12 protein-coding genes, 1 tRNA gene and 1 other annotated feature are annotated in these 14,970 nt (G+C 60.7%); of the genes, 5 read left to right on the top strand and 8 right to left on the bottom strand.

Going from position 1 to position 14,970, the window contains the following annotated elements; translation table 11 throughout:
* Nucleotides 1-67 precede the first annotated feature (67 nt).
* A tRNA-Val gene (locus tag H6650_17715) sits at nt 68-141 on the top strand.
* Nucleotides 142-301: 160 nt separating this feature from the next.
* On the opposite strand, the gene lpdA is transcribed toward H6650_17715, so the two are convergent.
* Nucleotides 302-1,696, bottom strand: a complete 1,395-nt coding sequence (gene lpdA, locus H6650_17720) for a dihydrolipoyl dehydrogenase (GenBank protein MCB8953848.1) — start codon at nt 1,694-1,696, stop codon at nt 302-304.
* A 110-nt stretch (nt 1,697-1,806) separates the two neighbouring features.
* Between lpdA and H6650_17725 the strand changes: the two genes are divergently transcribed.
* Nucleotides 1,807-2,133, top strand: coding sequence for a hypothetical protein (locus H6650_17725; GenBank protein MCB8953849.1), 327 nt, complete (start codon nt 1,807-1,809; stop codon nt 2,131-2,133).
* Nucleotides 2,134-2,224: 91 nt separating this feature from the next.
* Here the strand turns inward: H6650_17725 and H6650_17730 are convergent, their stop codons facing one another.
* The 4 genes from H6650_17730 to H6650_17745 are packed head-to-tail and all read right to left on the bottom strand — an operon-like array spanning nt 2,225 to nt 5,824.
* Nucleotides 2,225-2,572 carry a hypothetical protein gene (locus H6650_17730; protein ID MCB8953850.1) on the bottom strand — a complete coding sequence of 116 codons (348 nt, stop codon included), beginning with the start codon at nt 2,570-2,572 and terminating at the stop codon, nt 2,225-2,227.
* A 35-nt stretch (nt 2,573-2,607) separates the two neighbouring features.
* Nucleotides 2,608-4,206, bottom strand: coding sequence for an NAD(P)/FAD-dependent oxidoreductase (locus H6650_17735; protein ID MCB8953851.1), 1,599 nt, complete (start codon nt 4,204-4,206; stop codon nt 2,608-2,610).
* Entirely contained in the window at nt 4,203-5,408 is a 1,206-nt protein-coding gene (locus H6650_17740) for an aminomethyl transferase family protein (protein ID MCB8953852.1), read from the bottom strand. The genes H6650_17735 and H6650_17740 overlap by 4 nt, the downstream gene beginning before the upstream one ends.
* 23 nt (nt 5,409-5,431) lie before the next feature.
* Nucleotides 5,432-5,824 (bottom strand): response regulator, encoded by a 393-nt coding sequence (locus tag H6650_17745; protein ID MCB8953853.1) that lies wholly within the window; start codon nt 5,822-5,824, stop codon nt 5,432-5,434.
* Nucleotides 5,825-5,919: 95 nt separating this feature from the next.
* Nucleotides 5,920-6,196 (top strand) — a binding site (T-box leader).
* 121 nt (nt 6,197-6,317) lie between these two features.
* On the opposite strand from H6650_17745, the gene H6650_17750 reads away from it, so the two are divergent.
* From H6650_17750 to H6650_17760, 3 genes are read left to right on the top strand one after another with little or no spacing between them, the layout of a single operon-like run.
* The gene (locus H6650_17750) at nt 6,318-7,034 is read left to right on the top strand and encodes an alanyl-tRNA editing protein (GenBank protein MCB8953854.1); all 717 of its coding nucleotides are present in this window, start codon (nt 6,318-6,320) and stop codon (nt 7,032-7,034) included.
* 14 nt (nt 7,035-7,048) lie between these two features.
* Nucleotides 7,049-7,747 carry a hypothetical protein gene (locus tag H6650_17755; protein ID MCB8953855.1) on the top strand — a complete coding sequence of 233 codons (699 nt, stop codon included), beginning with the start codon at nt 7,049-7,051 and terminating at the stop codon, nt 7,745-7,747.
* Nucleotides 7,748-7,782: 35 nt separating this feature from the next.
* Nucleotides 7,783-11,145: an isoleucine--tRNA ligase gene (locus tag H6650_17760; GenBank protein MCB8953856.1), complete on the top strand. Its 3,363-nt coding sequence runs from the start codon at nt 7,783-7,785 to the stop codon at nt 11,143-11,145.
* 60 nt (nt 11,146-11,205) lie between these two features.
* Here the strand turns inward: H6650_17760 and H6650_17765 are convergent, their stop codons facing one another.
* The 3 genes from H6650_17765 to recG form a co-directional block, all read right to left on the bottom strand.
* On the bottom strand, nt 11,206-11,685 hold the full coding sequence (locus tag H6650_17765; GenBank protein MCB8953857.1) for an ATPase: 480 nt from the start codon (nt 11,683-11,685) through the stop codon (nt 11,206-11,208).
* 185 nt (nt 11,686-11,870) lie between these two features.
* On the bottom strand, nt 11,871-12,395 hold the full coding sequence (gene coaD / locus H6650_17770) for a pantetheine-phosphate adenylyltransferase (protein MCB8953858.1): 525 nt from the start codon (nt 12,393-12,395) through the stop codon (nt 11,871-11,873).
* A complete protein-coding gene (recG, locus tag H6650_17775) occupies nt 12,395-14,908 on the bottom strand; it encodes an ATP-dependent DNA helicase RecG (GenBank protein MCB8953859.1) in 2,514 nt (837 codons plus the stop codon). The genes coaD and recG overlap by 1 nt, the downstream gene beginning before the upstream one ends.
* Nucleotides 14,909-14,970 lie beyond the last annotated feature (62 nt).

Below are 14,970 nucleotides of genomic sequence, written 5' to 3' on the forward strand. Positions count from 1 at the left end.
GCCATCAGGCCGCCACGGGGAAAAGTTGACTTTTGCGCAATGGTCGCTATAATGCACGCTACTACGAGGGCGGTTAGCTCAGTTGGTTAGAGCGCTACGTTGACATCGTAGAGGTCACAAGTTCGAGTCTTGTATCGCCCACTTTGAAACAGCCACCAGTGGCTGTTTTTTGTTGCTCGTTTCAGATTGGATCATTCTCCAAGAATGACTCTACTGAAAAAAGGCCAAAAACCGGGTTTTTACACATGAACCACTCTGGTAATTCCGCCGGACAATCGAAAAACCCGGTTTTTTCAGTGAACTAGATGTGGATCGGCTGCCCTTCGACGCCGTGTGCCGCTTCCATCAACGCCTCGCTCAACGTCGGATGCGCATGCACATTGCGCGCGATTTCTTCCGCCGTCAACTCCGCCTGATGCGCCAGCGTTAACTCCGGCAGCAGTTCCGTCACGTCGGGGCCAACCATGTGCGCCCCCAGAATCTCGCCATAACGCGCGTCCGCAATAATCTTCACAAAACCGTCTCGTTCCCCCAATCCCAACGCCTTGCCGTTCGGCTGGAAAGGAAACTGCCCCACCTTGATCTCGTAGCCGGCCTCTTGCGCCTGCTTTTCCGTATAGCCAAAACTGGCAACCTGGGGCACGCAGTAGGTGGCGCGCGGCATCATGCGGTAATTCTCAATCGGCGTCGTGGGGTGTCCGGCAATCGTTTCCGCGGCCACAATGCCCATTGCCGAACCGACGTGCGCCAGTTTGATCGGGGAGGCCACGTCGCCAATGGCGTAGATGTTGGGCACGTTGGTGCGCATGTAGGCGTCCACGGCAATGTCACCCAACTCATTGAGGGCTACACCTACGTTTTCCAGGCCGATGTTTGTCACGTTGGCGGCAAAGCTAATCGCCAGCATGAGCTTCTCCGCCGCCAGCGTTTCCCCATTGCTCAGGCTCACGCGCACACCGTTTTCCTCTTTTTCCACGCCGCTCAGACTCGTCCCCGTGTAGAATTTGATCCCCAGACGTTTGTACGCTTTCTCCAGCACCTCGCTTACTTCCGGTTCCTCGTTGGGGAGCAGATGGGGCAGCATTTCCACAATGGTCACATCCACGCCATAATTCGCCCACATGTAGGCAAATTCGACGCCAATGGCTCCGCCGCCCACGATAACCACGCTTTGCGGCAGCGATTCGGTCATGATTGCTTCGATGTAGCTGATAATAATGGACCCATCCACACGCGCAAAAGGTAGATCCTTGGGGCGCGCACCGGTGGCAATGATGATGTTGCGCGTGGTCAGGTCCGTCTGGCCGCCATCATTCAACTGCACGCGGACGGACTCTCGCCCCGTGATGGTGGCCGTGCCTTCAAAGACTTCCACGTTGTTCTTCTTCATCAGAAAGCCGACGCCTTTGGTCAGCCGGCTAGAGACCTGGCGGCTGCGCTTGAAGGCCACGCCGTAGTCGAGGGATAGGTTATCGAAGCTGAAGCCAAATTCCTTGCCCCGATGACGCAGGGTGTGAGCCAGTTCCGCGTTCTTCAGTAGCGCTTTAGATGGGATGCAGCCAATGTTCAGGCAGACGCCGCCCAGCCACTGTTTTTCCACGATGCCCACTTTCAGGCCCAATTGCGCGGCGCGGATGGCTGCTACGTAGCCGCCTGGGCCGGCGCCGATGACGACGACGTCAAATAGATTTGCCATGCTTGTTTCTCCATGTAATCGGTCGATGTTCAGGACGCATCCGTTTGTGAGCTTCGATTTGATGGATGCGCTTGAAGGGTTCTTGTGCTACGGAAACATGCCATTTGATTTTGAGCGAACCCGATGGGCTGACGCTGGTTCCCCTGGCGACACTTGTTCAGCCTCTGGCGCTGCTATGCACTTTTCTGGTGTGGCGCGCCTCGGTTGTCTTCATTATACCTATTTCCGAAGTTGCCGGGTATCTATTCTACTCGCACCTCCCGGAAGCGCGCAGCTTGCGGAAGGTTTGGTCGCTGGGTATCTATTCTGCTCGCACTTTCCTGGAAGGTGTTTTGATGCCGGCATCCTCACCCCCCACCTTTCCCGTCACCAGCCAGTCGCCGCTAATAAGTGGCTGTCCACAATTAAATCAGCGGAAATGCGCGGACGGCGGCTAGCCATGATAGCGGCTATCATGGCTAGCCGCTATCCATGATAGCTTGGCAGTAACCGTCCGCAATAAAGCGGGAAGTTGTTTTCAGACGGTTACTACGGACGTTCATCATTCGGGTCGGGATTCCAGGAGCGCAGCGTCGCCTTGCCGGAGCGGCTACGCCCCAACGGCGTGGCAACCAGAAAGCCCAGCACCATAAAGAACTGCATCACCAACACCAGCAGCAGCATAATCCCCCCTTGAATAACCCACTCCGGCACAGCACGCGGCAAACCCCCCGCATAAGCCATTTGCGGCGTGAAAATGCCCTCGGCAAACACCCAATTGCTCACAAAATAAGCAATGACGAAGCAAATGCCCAGCCAGGTAAGCTGCAAAACCGTGCGCCCCGTGGTCCCTTTGCGACCGGCCAACTCTCTTTCGCGGACTTTTTCTAAACGCATAATATACCTCTGTGTACCTGGAAACCGGGTTTTTCTCAAAAACCCGGTTTCTTCTTCTCATCCTCCTGCAAAAGCATCAGCGCCGCCAGCCGCCCGGATGCCCCCATCACGCCACCGCCGGGATGCGTGCCGGAGCCACACTGGTAATAGCCGCGCACCGGGGTGCGATAGCGGCTCCAGCGCGCCGCCGGTCGCAGGAAAAACAACTGGTGTAGCGACAACTCGCCCTGGAAGATATTCCCCTGCGTCAGCCCCGTGGTTCGCTCAATATCCAACGGCGTCAAGACCTGGCGATGCAAAATAATGTCCTTGATGTTGGGCGCGAACTGCGCCAACGTGTCAATCACCGCATCCCCCAGCGCATCCCGCTGCTCGTCCCACGTGCCCTCTCGCAGCGCATACGGGGCATACTGGACGAACATGGACATCACGTGCTTGCCGGGTGGGGCCATTTCCGGGTCCAGCAGCGAGGGAATGATGATGTCCATGTAGGGCCGACGGGAGTGGCGGCCATATTTGGCGTCGTCGTAGGCGCGTTCCAGGTAATCAATGGTGGGGCTGATGGAGACTGCGCCGCGCAAATGGGGGCCAAAGCCGGGTAGGGCGGTGAAATTGGGCAGCCCGTCAAGCGCTAGATTGACTTTTGCCGAAGAGCCGTTGAAGCGATAAGCGCGAATATCGGCGACCAAATCCGTGGGCAGTTCCCGTTCGTCCAGCATTTGCAGGAAAGTGCGGCGTGGGTCCAGGCTGGAGACGACGTAGGGGGCATGGATTTCGTCCCCATTTTCCAGCGCCACGCCGACTGCCTGCCCATTCTTCACGATGACCTGGGCGACGCCCGCGTTGGTGCGGATTTCCGCGCCAAAGTGGCGGGCGGCCCCGGCGATGGCCTCGCTGATCGCCCCCGTGCCCCCTTTGGCGAAGCCCCAGGCGCGAAACACGCCGTCAATCTCTCCCATGTAGTGGTGCAGCAGCACGTAGGCGGTTCCCGGAGAGCGCGGACCGAGGAAGGTGCCGATGATGCCGCTGGCGGACATGGTGGCTTTTAGGGCTTCCGTCTCAAACCATTCGTCCAGATAATCGGCGGAACTCATCGTCATCAACTTGACGAAGGCGTGTAGTTCCTCCGTTTCCAGGCCGAGGAAGTGCCGGCCCAGCCGTGCCAGGTCCAGCCACTGGCGCGGATCGAAGGAGCTGATGTCCGTGGGGATGGCGCTGAGGATGGGTTTGACGGCGTAGGCCATGCGCGCCATCAGGTGGCCGTATTCGTCGTAGGCTTCGGCGTCGCGGATGGAGTGGCGGCGCAGCTCCCACATGGTCTGGTCATGGTCGCCCCAGCGCACCAGGTAGTCGCCGTTTTCCATGGGGGTGAAGGTGCTTTCCAGGGGGAGGAGGTGCAGGCCGTGCCGCGCTAACTGCAAGTCGCGTACGATTTCCGGGCGCAGCAGGCTGACGACGTAGGAGAAGACGCTGAATTTGAAGCCGGGGAAGATTTCTTCGGTGACGGCGGCCCCGCCGAGGATGTGTCGCTTTTCCAGGACAAGGACGTTTTTGCCGGCACGGGCCAGATACGCCGCCGCCACCAATCCATTATGTCCCCCGCCAATAATGATTGCATCGTATTGCTGCTTCATGCGCCCACCTTCCGCTTTCGTTCCGGGTCATAAAAAGGCGTTGGCGTCACCCGCGCTCGCGCACGACGACGCATATGCTCCACCGTCACTTCCATTTCCAGTTCCGTCCCCGCGGTCGCGTTATCGCGGCGCAGCGTGGCCAGGGCGATGTACCGCTTCAACAGGGGGGAGAAGCAAACGCTGGTGGCGTATCCCACCTCGCGGCTGCCGCTGTAGAGGGGGACGCTGCCGCGCCAGGCGGTGTGTGGGACGGCGGGGGGCAGGTGGGCGCGGGTAAAGAGGGATTCGAGCGAGGGCCAGTCTACTTCGATGCCGGCAATCGTCCATGCCGATCCCCGCTCCTTCTCCGTTTCCAGTGCCCGTCGGCCTACAAAATAGCCCGGTTTCTCCAGGTCCACGGTCCAATCCAACCCTAACTCAAACGGGCTGGATTTTTGGGAGGTGATGGTGGCGTGCCGCGCGGAGACGTAGTCCACTTCGATCAGGATCAGGCCGGCTTCGATACGGGCCATGTCCAGGGCCAACATGCCGGCAGGCGTGAGATGATATACGCCGCCAACCGCCACCAGTCGATCCCATATGTCCAGGGCGGATTGTGCCGGCATCCAAATCTCATACCCCAAATCCCCCGTATACCCCGTGCGCGAAATCGTCACCGCGTGCCCGGCAATCGACGCCTCCCTCAGGCCAAAATAGCGCAGATCATCCAGGTCCGCTTCCGCCGCCGCCGACACCACCCGGCGTGCCAACGGCCCTTGCACCGCCAACGTCGCCAGCCGCTCGGACACATCCGTTACCGTCACATCCAGGCTGCGCGCGTTCAATGCCAACCAACGCAGATTGGGGTCCGCCGCCGTCAGGCGAAAAGCATCCGGGCGTAGGCGGGCCACCACCCCGTCGTCCAGCGTCTTGCCCTGCTCATCGCACCACGTCGCATAAATAGCGCGTCCCGGGTGTAGCTTGCTTGCACTGCGGCACAGCACCCGGTTCAGCAACTTCTCCGCGTCCCGTCCCTCAATGTGATATTTGTACAGTGGAGAAACGTCAATCAACGCGGCGCTGTTGCGAATAGCATGGTACTCCCACTCCGGCGTGAGGTCATATTTGCTGGCGACCACGTAGCCCGCCCAACGTCGCCAATCATGGCTGACGCATAAGGCTTGCACACGTGGATGGAAAGGGGTTCCGCGAAGCATAAGCACTTCCTTGCGAGGTGAGTTGAAGGTCATCCGTCCGGGACCGGCGGCAGCAGTTGGTCCAGCCGCCGCAGCAGTTGGCGCGCGTCAAATGGTTTGGTCAGATAGCCGTCCACCTGGGCGACTTGCAGCCCCAGGAGCCGATCCACGCTCTTGGTCCGCGCCGTGATCACCATCACCGGCACGTTACGCATGACGGGCATTGCCTTCATCTGGCGATAAACGTGCCAGCCATCCATGTCCGGCAGCGCCAGGTCCAACAGCACCAGCGCGGGTCGTTCCCTGGCGATGCGCGCCAGACCTTCCGCCCCGTTGGCGGCTCCGATTACGCGCAAATGACGCTGGCGCAAAACCAACGTGACCAATTCGCGCACGGCTGCTTCGTCTTCAATGCACACCACTGTCCGCGTCTCTGGCATCATTTTATCCTGATCCCAATTGTAAACGATGTGGAAAGGAACACAAAGCTGTTGACAGCCCTCCTCGCTTTTGGCATAATTCTAGCCAGTTTAAGAGAAAAAAAGCGATGATGGAGACGAGTAAACGGGTTCTCTGGCTCAGCGAGCCTGCGATGGTGTGAGGCAGGCGCACAAAAACCCGTTAAAAATCCCTCCGGAGCTGCCAACCGAACGCCTTACCCGGCAAGTAGGCCTGGACGGATTCACCCCTCGTTAGCGGGGCTGCGATGTTAGCGGCGATAGCCAGACGACATTGACCGAGCGCCTGACGCCGGAGATTTTTGCCGGCGCGGGAATTTGGGTGGTACCGCGGAGATTCACGCCTTCGTCCCATGTGGGATGGAGGCGTTTTTGTTTTCCCTACCACCTTCCCGGAAGCTGTTACGAGACGATTTTAGCCTGAGACCGAGCTTCCGGGAAGGTTCCCGGTGAACGCTGGAAAGAGGAATGGTCAACAATGACGGAATTACTTTATCAAACAGATGCGTACCTGGAAACGTTCGTGGCGGAGGTGACGGCGCATGTGGATGGCGGCGTGGTGTTGGACCGCACGGCATTTTATCCGGGCGGCGGGGGGCAGCCGTGTGATTATGGCTGGCTGATGGCCGACGGCCAGACGTGGCCGGTGACGCGGGTGCGGTATGTTTCGGGGCAGCCGGTGCATCAGGTGACGGGGGAACTGCCGCCCGTGGGCGCACCCGTCACCGGCAAGCTGGACTGGGCGCGCCGCTACCAACTGATGCGCACCCACACCGCCATGCACATTCTCTGCGGCGTCATCTGGCGCGATTATCAGGCGTCCGTCACGGGCGGCAATATGGAGCCGCTGCAAGGGCGCATGGATTTCGAGTTTGAGACGATGCAAAAGGCTTTCGTGGCGGAGATTGAAGCCGCCGTGAATCGGGAGGTGGCCGCGGCGCGCATGGTCATGGTGGATATTCTGCCCCGCGAGCAGGCGTTCCAGATTCCCGACCTGATCCGCACCAAGATTAACTTGTTGCCGCCGCACATCACCGAAGTGCGCACGGTAGAAATCGTGGGGCTGGACTTGCAGGCGGATGGTGGCACGCATGTGGCGAATACGCATGAGGTTGGCCCCCTGCGCATTCCTGATTACAAGAGTAAGGGGAAGATTAACAAACGGATTTATGTTGAGTTGGCCGAATCTTTTTGAGGGAATGGCGGCGTATGCGATTCATTATTCACGAAATGCCTTATGAACGGCCGTTGCGTGCCGGCATTTTTCGCTACGAACAAGACGCCCAACCCACGGGGGCCGTCGAACAGTGGCGGCTCACCACCGTCAGCGGCGGCTACCGCTTCCTGCGCGTAGACCTGGACGCCCGCGCCGCGCCCAGCGGCCAAAGCACGCTCTATCACCTGACCATGAACGAGCGCGGCCAGCCGGAACAACTCAAATTTCGCTTCTGGGCGGACGGTATCGAAGCCAGCGGCATCCTGCTATGTGGTGACGACGCCCTCACCCTCACCCGCACCGTCAACGGCGCGCGGTACGAAGAGGAAGCGGCGGGTGATTTGACTTTCTGGCTACCCAGCAGCGTTGGCCTGGGCATGTTGGCCCGCGCCGCGCAAGAGGGCGCGCACCATCTCGCCGCCGTCACGCTGGACACACGTTCGCTGCGCTCGCCCGCGCAAGCCGAAGCCGCCTTCGCCCTGCGCCGCGCCGACCTGACCCTATGCATAGGCCCCGAGGAGGAACTGGCTGTGAGACGAGAAACCCACGTCGTCCGGCCCTTATTGATTACCTGGGACGACCAACAACGCACAATCTGGATAGATGAACACGGCTGGCCGCTGCAAATGCGCCGTCAGGACGGCCTCATTGCCCGCGAGACGCAGTACATTCGCTATCCAACCGCCAACTGACAACCGCCAACAAACACCTTTTCTCGGAGATAATCATGTCTTTTCAGGATGTGTCGAATAAAACAGATTTTGTGGCGCTGGAGCAAGAAGTTTTGCAATACTGGCGCGAGACGGATGCGTTTAACAGGCTGCGCTGGCTTCGTGCCGGCAGCAACACGCACTTTAGCTTCCTCGATGGCCCCATCACCGCCAACAACCCCATGGGCGTCCACCACGCCTGGGGCCGCACCTACAAAGATCTCTACCAACGCTACCACGCCATGAAGGGTGAAAACCAGCGCTGGCAAAACGGTTTCGACTGCCAGGGGCTGTGGGTGGAAGTGGAGGTAGAAAAAGACCTCGGCTTCAAATCGAAGCGAGACATCGAAACCTATGGCCTGGATGAGTTTGTAAAGCTGTGCAAAATGCGCGTCCTCAACTACGCCGCCGTGCAGACGGAACAGTCGCAGCGCCTGGGGTATTGGATGGATTGGAATGACCCGGACGAACTGCGCCGCCTGGCGCGACTGCTGCATGAGGACGCGCGACAGCAGATCACCGTTGTGGGCGCGCATGGCCCCGTTACCGACACGGTGGAGAACATCGTGGGGCGACTGGGGATGCCCGACTTGGGCGGCTCCTACTTCACCTTTAGCAATGAGAACAACTACCAGATTTGGGCTTTCCTGAAGAAGTGCGATGAAAATGGCTGGCTTTATAAAGGGCGCGATGTGATGCCCTGGTGTACACGCTGCGGCACGGGCATCAGCCAGCACGAAATCGTCACGGATGGCTACAAGGACGTGACGCACGACTCCGTTTTCCTCAAATTCCCCCTGCGTGGGCGGGAAAATGAGGCGCTGCTGGTGTGGACGACCACGCCGTGGACGCTGACGAGCAACGTGGCTGCCGCCGTGGGGCCGGAACTGACGTATGTGCGCGTGCGCCAGGGAGATTGGACCTACTACCTGGCGCAGGGGGCGTTGAAGAATACCCTCATCGGCGATTACGTGGTGATGGACACGCTCACGGGCGCGGAGATGGTGGGTTGGGAGTATGAGGGGCCGTTTGATGAATTGCCGGCATACACCACCGCCACATCCACCTACACCCATCGCGTCATCCCCTGGAAAGAAGTGGGTGAGGAAGAAGGCACGGGCATCGTCCACATCGCCCCCGGCTGCGGTGCGGAGGACTTCGCCCTCAGCAAAGAGCACGATCTCCCCGTGGTTGCGCCCCTGGACGAGAACGGCGTCTACGTGGATGGGTTTGGCTGGCTCATGGGCCGCTCCGCGCATGACGTGGCTGACGACATCTTCGCCGACCTGCGCCAAAAAGGCGTCTACTACCGCAAGCAGCGATACGCCCACCGCTACCCCCACTGCTGGCGCTGCCACCAGGAACTGATCTTCCGCCTGGTGGACGAATGGTTCATCAGCATGGGCGAACTGTACGACAAGCCGCGCGCGGAAGTGACAGCGGCGGAGAAGCAGGCCAGCCTGCGCTACCAGATCATGGACGTGGTGGACGAGATCAACTGGTATCCTCGTTTTGGCTATGACCGCGAGATGGATTGGCTGCGCAACATGCACGACTGGATGATCAGCAAGAAGCGGTACTGGGGTCTGGCGCTGCCGATTTGGGTATGCGATTCGTGCGACCATTTCACGGTAGTGGGCAGCGCGGAGGAGTTGGAGGAACGGGCCGTGGAGGGCTGGGAGACGTTTGCCGGGCACACGCCGCACCGCCCGCACATTGACGCGGTGAAGATCGCCTGTTCTCATTGCGGAGGCCAGGCGACGCGCATCGCTGACGTGGGGAATCCGTGGTTGGATGCCGGCATTGTCGCCTTCAGCACCATGCACTACAGCGTAGACCGCGACGCCTGGCGCGCCTGGTTCCCGGCCGACTTCATCACCGAAAGTTTCCCCGGCCAGTTCCGCAACTGGTTCTACAGCCTCCTGGCGCAAAGCACCGTCATGACCAACCGCGCCCCCTTCAAAAATATCCTCGGCTTCGCCACCCTCTTCGCCGAAGATGGGCGCGAAATGCACAAATCCTGGGGCAACGCCATCGAATTCAACGAAGCCGCCAACACCATGGGCGCGGACACCATGCGCTGGCTCTACTGCGGCCACAAACCGGAGCAAAACCTCCTCTTTGGCTACACCAAAGGGGACGAAGTGCGCCGCCGCTTCTTTATCCCGCTGTGGAACGTCTACAGCTTCTTTGTCACCTACGCCAACCTGGACGGCTGGACGCCTGGCGGCGCTGTTTCTCCTTCGCCCGTGCCGGCAAACGCCCAGATGGACCGCTGGATCGTGGAACGGCTGCGCGAAACCACCCTGGAAGTCCGCGCCAGCCTGGACGCCTACGCCGCCGACCGCGCCACCGCCACCCTGGAATCCCTGCTCGACGACCTCTCCAACTGGTACGTGCGCCGCTCCCGCCGCCGTTTCTGGAAGGGCGAAGCCGACGCTGACAAAGAAGCCGCCTACGCCACCCTCTACCACGTGCTGCGCCACATGACACTGCTGCTGGCTCCCTTCATCCCCTTCACCGCCGAGGCCATCTACCAGAACCTGGCCCGCGCGCACGACGACGCCGCCCCCCTTAGCGTCCATCACTGCCTCTACCCCACCGCCGACGCCGCCGCGCTGGACCATGCCCTGCTGGATAAGATGAGCCTGGCCATCACCACCGCCAGCCTGGGGCGCGCCGCCCGCGGCGCCGCCGACATCAAACTGCGCCAACCACTGGCCAAAGCCCGCGTCAACGTGGGCAGCGCCCAGGCGCTCGCCGACCTGGAAGATCTGGTGGATGTCCTCACCGACGAGATCAACGTGAAGGCGATTGACATCGTGGCCGAGGTGGGCGAACTGGTGAATTACAAACTGCTGCCCAATAATCGCCTGCTGGGTCCGAAACTGGGTCCGCTGTTCCCCCAGGTGCGCGCCGCGCTGATGCGGATCGATCCCGCTGCCGCCGCGCGCCAACTGCTGGCGGGCGAATCGCTGCCGCTTTCCGTGGCCGGTGAAACGGTGCTGCTCACGCCTGAGGAAGTGCTGGTGCAGACGGAATCGCGTGGTGGCCTGGCCGTTGCCAGCGACAAAGGGGTGACGGTGGCCGTGGATACCGCGCTCACGCCGGCGCTGGTGCAGGAAGGGTACGCCCGCGACCTGGTGCGCGCGGTGAACACGTTGCGCCGTGATAATGGCCTGGCGCTGGATGATCGCGTTCACCTTGTCTATGCGTTGCCGGCATCCGCCGCCGCGGACATCGCCGCCGCCTTCGTCAACTTCGCCGATTACGTGCAACAAGAAACCCTGGCGCTCAGTTTCGCGCCGGGTGACGCCGCCGATGGGTTTGAGGTGAAAGTGGGAGATACGCCCGTGATGGTCGCCTGGACCGTGGCGTAAGCATAAAAAAGGATTGGTCCAATCACTCAGATTGGACCAATCCATCATTCTTTCGCCGCGCTACCCGGGTTGGGATTCTGCCGGCATTTCCGCCCCCTGATCCGCCTGCAACTTTTGCAGCCCATTTCGCACGACCGATAGCGAACGCAGCAAATCCTCCTCCAGCCGCGCCAGCACTTCAATCGTATACGCATCCGCATCGTGGCGCATCGCCTCCGCGTCCCGCCGCGCCCGCTCCAGGATATTGTCCGCCCGCTGCTGCGCCGAGGTCATCACCGCATCGCGGCTGATCAACTCCTCCGCCTCCTGCTTCGCCAGGTTCCGAATCCGGTCCGCCTCCTCGTGCGCCTGTGCCAGAATGCGGTCCTTCTCCGCCTCCACCCGATTCGCCCGCTTGATCGCATCCGGAATCGCCACCCGCATCTGGTCCACAATCCCATAGACCCGATCCTCATCCACCATCAGCTTCGCCGTCAGCCACACCCGCTGACCCTCGTTCAAAGTCTGCTCCAGGCGATCAATCAAGTGCAGGATGTCCATATCCTATCCTTCCTCAAGAACAATGCAGAGAAACAAGCAACGGATTGTCGAATTCTTGACTGTTGCCGGATTAACGAGCGCGTAGATGCCGGCATCATTAACCATTCACCCAGTCCATCCATTAACTATTCACTTCCTCTGGCAATCCATTTGCAACACGCCCGCCAACAGCCCGGCGCGCCCTCTCAATCACGCAGCGTCACCGGCGGATTATACTGCGCCTGATCGCTGCCGTTAAAACGATCATGCAGCGCCACCGCCACCAATGGGGGAACCATACTACTCACGTCCCCCCCCAGCGAGGCAATTTCGCGCACTGTCGTGCCGCTGAGAAACGTATGCTCCTCATGTGTAATGAAACTCACCACTTCAATATCCGGCGCCAGCCGCTTATTTGCCAGGGCCATGCGGAACTCAAACTCAAAATCGGAGAAGACACGCAGCCCGCGCACCATCACCCCGGCCCCTACCTGCCGCGCGAACTCCACCGTCAGCCCGCCAAACGGCATCACACGGATACCCGCCGTGCCATCCAGAACCTGTTTGATCATGTCCACCCGCTCCTGCACGGAAAAGAGCAGCGATTTCGAGGGGCGACCATGATCATAGACCGCCACAATCAAGTCATCAAAGATAACACTGGCCCGCTTAATCAAGTCCAGGTGTCCATAATGAATAGGGTCAAATGTGCCCGGATAAATGGCCCGCATTAGCTTACATCTCCTGCATTTTGCCAAAATTGCCGCACTTTATCGCGCAAAAAGCGATGCGCCGCGTGTTCCAACAGGGGGTCTTCTTCCATGATGATTGCCGCCTCCTGGCGCGCCGCCTCCAACATCTTCACATCCAGCAAAGCCGCCAACCGTACCTCCGGCAACCCGCTCTGTCGGCGACCAAAAAACTCACCCGGCCCGCGCAGTTCCAGGTCCTTTTCCGCCAGCACAAAACCGTCGTTCGTCGATTCCATTGCTTGCAAGCGCGCCTCGGCGTCCCGACTGGCCGAATCGCTGATGAGCAGACAGTAGGATTGATGCTCGCCGCGCCCCACGCGCCCGCGGAACTGGTGTAACTGCGCCAGGCCAAAACGATTGGCCCCCTCGATAAGCATGACAGTGCTGTTCGGCACGTCAATGCCCACTTCAATCACGGACGTGGACACCAGGATGTGCAGTCTGTTCTCGTAGAAGTCGCGCATTACGGCTTCTTTCTCGTCCGACTTCATGCGCCCGTGCAGCAGACCCAACTTCAGGTCGGGGAAGATCTCGTCTTGCAGCCGCGCATGTTCTTCCACGGCGGCCACTGCCTCGATCTTGTCAGATTCTTCCACCAGTGGGCAGATGATGAATGCTTGCCGCCCGCGTTCTACCTGGCCACGCACAAAAGCGTAGGCGCGCTGCCGCTCGCTGGGGCGCAGCCAGCGTGTCTTGATTTCCTGGCGACCCGGCGGTAGTTCGTCCAGGATGGAAAGGTCCAGATCACCATAGAGCGAGAGGGCCAGCGTGCGCGGAATGGGTGTGGCGGACATGACGAGGAGGTGGGGCGTGCCGGCATTTCCGTCGTCGTGGAGAGGCCCTTTATCGCGCAAAGCCTGCCGCTGGTCCACGCCAAAACGGTGCTGCTCGTCAATCACAGCCAGCGTCAGATTGTGGAAACGAACCGGCCCTTGAATCAGGGCGTGCGTGCCAATGAGGATTTGTGCGCGGCCATCCGCCAACTCTTCCATGAGCTGGGTGCGGTCGCCGCCGTTGGTGCTGCCCGTGAGCAAGCGCACCGTGTAGCCCAGAGGAGCCAGCAGGCGGTTGAGACCCTGATAATGCTGCTCCGCCAGGATTTCCGTGGGGGCCATCATCGCGGCCTGCCCGCCGTCGTTGACGGCCACCACCATCGCCGCCGCGGCCACGACGGTCTTCCCCGCGCCTACGTCTCCCTGGAGCAGGCGCGTCATGGGGCGGACGTTGCCCATGTCGGCGACAATTTCGTCCAGCGCCCGCTGTTGCGCTCCCGTGAGCGTGAAGGGCAGGCTGTTGACAAACGCATCCAACGCCGCCCCCTCCGCCACAATGGCCGTGCCCGGCTGGCTTTGCCAGGCGCGCCGCTGCCCCAACATGCCCAGTTGCAGCAGGAACAATTCATCGAAGACGAGGCGACGGTGGGCTTGCCGCAGGCTGTCCTGATCATCGGGGAAGTGCATTTGCTGCACGGCTTGCGGCAGCGGCAGAAGTTGTTGGCGCTGTTGAATCGTCTCTGGAACGGGGTCGGGCAGAAAGGGCGCGTACTCCGTTACCGCCTGGTGCATAATCTGGCGCATCTTGTAGGCGCGCAGCCCTTCGGTGAGGGGATAGATGGGGACCATGCGCCGCGTCTTTAGCGGTTCGATGGCCACGGGTTCCCAGGCGGGGGCGTTGAACACGGGGCGGCCCATGAACTGCTCCACCTTGCCGCTGAGGACGATTTGCATGCCGGCTTTCAGTTGGGAGGCGAGCCAGGGCTGGTTGAACCAGGTGACGTTCACCTGTCCCGTGCCATCGCTGACGACTGCCTGCACCATCTCGCCGCCGCGAGAACGGCGGGCGCGCGCTTCCCAGATGGTGCCGATGACGGTGACTTGTTCGCCATAGGCCAGGCGGTTGATCGGCTTCATGAGGGTGTAGTCGTCGTGGCGGCGGGGGGAGAGGAAGAGCAGATCGTTGATGGTCTCCGCGCCGAGGCGGGCCAGTTTTTCGGCCAGTTTGCCCCCCACACCTTTGATGGCGGTGACGGATTGGGCGAGTCTGGCGGGGTCGGCGGTGACGATGGGCGCGGCGGGCGGGGGAGAAGGGGCCGTAGGCGGCGGCGTGGGGGGAGGAGACGGTTTGCGTTCGCTACGTGGTCTTTGTGGTTGGCGTTCGGGGGCGGGTGTTTGGCGCGTTGAGGTGGGTTTTTCCGAGGGGGTGGGGGCGGTTTTGTCGCGCTCCAGGCGGTGCTCGCGGCTGTCAATCTTCTCCAGAAGCTTTTCCACCAGTTCGGCTCGTTTTTCCATGCCGGGGAGACGATCATACCCCATGAGGGCGGATGCGGTTTGTTCGACCAGGGCCAGGTCGGCGTCGTCCATGGCTTCCTCGCGCGCCTGGGTCACCCAGAAGGTGACGAGTTGGCGCATTCCGCCGACGACGGCTTTGTTTTGGAATCCTTGTTGGGCTTCCAGTTTCAATACACGTTGTAGTCTTTTGAAGGATCGTGACATAGTTTTTGCGTCTGGCGCTGCCTGGTGGTGGTCATGAAAACCAACGAGGGCGCTAAGGACTG

The organism is Ardenticatenales bacterium (genome assembly GCA_020634515.1).
Lineage (GTDB): Bacteria > Chloroflexota > Anaerolineae > Promineifilales > Promineifilaceae > JAGVTM01.

Bases quoted from the DNA above. Each gene is read 5' to 3' on its own strand.
- lpdA (MCB8953848.1), bottom strand. From the start codon at position 1,696: ATGGCAAATCTATTTGACGTCGTCGTCATCGGCGCCGGCCCAGGCGGC.
- H6650_17760 (MCB8953856.1), top strand. From the start codon at position 7,783: ATGTCTTTTCAGGATGTGTCGAATAAAACAGATTTTGTGGCGCTGGAG.
- H6650_17750 (MCB8953854.1), top strand. From the start codon at position 6,318: ATGACGGAATTACTTTATCAAACAGATGCGTACCTGGAAACGTTCGTG.
- recG (MCB8953859.1), bottom strand. From the start codon at position 14,908: ATGTCACGATCCTTCAAAAGACTACAACGTGTATTGAAACTGGAAGCC.
- H6650_17765 (MCB8953857.1), bottom strand. From the start codon at position 11,685: ATGGACATCCTGCACTTGATTGATCGCCTGGAGCAGACTTTGAACGAG.
- H6650_17735 (MCB8953851.1), bottom strand. From the start codon at position 4,206: ATGAAGCAGCAATACGATGCAATCATTATTGGCGGGGGACATAATGGA.
- H6650_17755 (MCB8953855.1), top strand. From the start codon at position 7,049: ATGCGATTCATTATTCACGAAATGCCTTATGAACGGCCGTTGCGTGCC.
- coaD (MCB8953858.1), bottom strand. From the start codon at position 12,395: ATGCGGGCCATTTATCCGGGCACATTTGACCCTATTCATTATGGACAC.
- H6650_17730 (MCB8953850.1), bottom strand. From the start codon at position 2,572: ATGCGTTTAGAAAAAGTCCGCGAAAGAGAGTTGGCCGGTCGCAAAGGG.
- H6650_17745 (MCB8953853.1), bottom strand. From the start codon at position 5,824: ATGATGCCAGAGACGCGGACAGTGGTGTGCATTGAAGACGAAGCAGCC.